This is a genomic window from Microbacterium sp. Bi128 (assembly GCF_918698205.1).
Genome location: NZ_CAKKMM010000928.1, coordinates 1 through 2,042, shown reverse-complemented (window position 1 = coordinate 2,042; position 2,042 = coordinate 1). Strand labels below are relative to the sequence as shown.

At 65.9% G+C, this 2,042-nt stretch carries 3 protein-coding genes; 1 reads left to right on the top strand and 2 read right to left on the bottom strand.

What is annotated here, in order from left to right:
- Positions 1-208: translation initiation factor IF-3 (infC, locus tag LQV45_RS28110; RefSeq protein WP_374208317.1), on the bottom strand; the 208-nt coding region annotated here is incomplete at its 3' end.
- A 437-nt stretch (positions 209-645) separates the two neighbouring features.
- Between infC and LQV45_RS28105 the strand changes: the two genes are divergently transcribed.
- The gene (locus LQV45_RS28105; RefSeq protein WP_230010214.1) at positions 646-1,032 is read left to right on the top strand and encodes a DUF1844 domain-containing protein; all 387 of its coding nucleotides are present in this window, start codon (positions 646-648) and stop codon (positions 1,030-1,032) included.
- Positions 1,033-1,171: 139 nt separating this feature from the next.
- Here the strand turns inward: LQV45_RS28105 and LQV45_RS28100 are convergent.
- Positions 1,172-2,042 (bottom strand): MFS transporter (locus LQV45_RS28100; protein ID WP_230010213.1); only part of this gene is annotated, 871 nt, incomplete at its 5' end.

The following is a 2,042-nucleotide window of genomic DNA, read 5'->3' as shown; positions in this document are numbered from 1 at the left end:
GGACCGTGTTGGTCTGGTTCTTCCGGGCCTCGCGTGCCTTGACAGCGGCTTCGTACTTGTACTTGCCGAAGTCCATCAGCTTGCACACCGGAGGCTTCGCCTGCGGTGCAACTTCAACGAGATCAAGATCGGACTCGGCAGCCAAACGCAGGGCATCCTCAATACGGACAATTCCTACTTGTTCGCCTGCAGGGCCGACCAGCCGCACCTCGGGGACGCGGATACGCTCATTGATTCTTGGCTCGCTAATGTTAAAGCTCCTGTGTTCGTGAGGGGTATTCCACCGGCAAAAAGAGAAGGCCCCCAATTGCCGGAGCAATCGAAGGCCTCGAGATCGGAACTGCCGCCCTCAATGGGGCAACATGCACTTCCTGCGGACCGGAGTCCGAGGTAGTGCCCGACCAGGTACCCGGCAACCTTGACTCCTGGACAGGAGGGGCTTCCCGAAGGAAGTTTCGCGGCTGACGCGGGTGGGAGAGAACTCCGCTTGCAAACTAAAGCCAACTCTACAGAAAGACACCCGTTCAACGCACGTATGCGTCGCCGGGCGCCAACTTCAGTGACAAGCACTGCCAGTCAGAACACTGCATTCTATAAAAGCTTGAGAATAACGACATTTAGTCGGTCTGTGACAAGCTTACCAGCATGAGCACTTCAGATAGTAATTCCCACGTCTTCGAGCCCGCGGCAGCCCAAGCGGACGTCTCGCAGCAGATCCGCGACATCTCGGAAGTCCCCTCCATCGAGGTCATCACCACGGCCGCCGTGCACCTGATGAGCGCCGCCGCGGTAAAGCTCGGCCTCGCCGCCGAGGAAAATGCCCAGGACCTCAAGGACCTGGACGAGGCCCGCAAGCTGATCACCGCCCTCGCCGGTCTGGTGACCGCGGCGGCGCCCGAAATCGGCTCACAGCACGCTGGACCGTTGCGCGACGGACTCCGTTCGCTTCAGCTGGCCTTCCGCGAAGAATCGATCATCCCGGACGCTCCGGGCAAGGGCCCGGGCGAGAAGTACACCGGCCCCGTCAACTAAGCACCCGTCAGCCAGGACAACGCCGGCGTGCGGACCACCCAGGTCCGCCCGCCGGCGTCGTTATTTTCCGTCCGCAGGATTTGCCGTTCACAAAGCCCGGGCGCGTGCCCGGAGTGGCGCAATGGCGGCAGGCCCGCGTTCAGACGCGGGCCAGGCGGCTGCGCCGGACCTGTTGCAGGGCCAGTCCCACCAGGCAGAGGGCCACGCCCGCCAACCCCACTGAGACGAAGCCGGCCGACGGGCCGATGAGGTCAATGAACAGCCCGGCAAGCGGCGCGCCCAGGGCCACTCCGCCGGTGAGCGATGACCCGTACCAGCCCATCGCCTCGCCACGCCGGCTTTCATCCACCAGTTCGGCCACCTTTTCCGAGGCCGCGGACAACACCGGCGCGCACAGCAGACCCGGCAGCAACGCGAGCAGGCTGAGCGTCCAGACGTCGGTCGCGAAGGCCATCGGGACCGTCAGCGCTGACATCCCCAGCAACAGGAGGATCGGGGAAACGGCCCGGTGCATGGCACCGTAGAGGACGCCGCCCACCACCGAGGCCGCGCACCAGAAGAGGAACACGATGCCGATTTCGGCCTGGTGGCCGCCGGTCTGGAGCGCCGCGACGATGCCGACGTCGGTGCCGCTGAGGACCATGCCGGCACCGGCGCCGACGGCAAACACGGCGGCTACGGCGGCGGTGAACCAGCTGAAGTTGTGGATGACCCTGTGGCGCAGGCCGGATCCCCGCCGGCGGCGCTCCTCGGCGGCGGCCGCCAGGGGTGCCAGTTCGGCTGCTGCCTCCTGCAGGTGGGCCGGCGCGGCGGCGACCACTGCGGCTTCCGCGCACTCCAGCTCCTGCGCCTCAAGCCCGGCGTCCGGGGAAGCACTCCGGGTGGGCGGGTTGAACCACATGAGGAAGAGCCCGGAGACGGATGTGGCCACTCCCACGACTGTCAGGCCCAGGACGGACTGGCCGCTGGTGGCGACGACGGCTCCGACGGCCGGGCCGATCATGAAGACC

What these genes read in the sequence shown, in the direction of transcription:
- LQV45_RS28105 (WP_230010214.1), top strand. Translation starts at nt 646, where the DNA reads ATGAGCACTTCAGATAGTAATTCCCACGTCTTCGAGCCCGCGGCAGCC.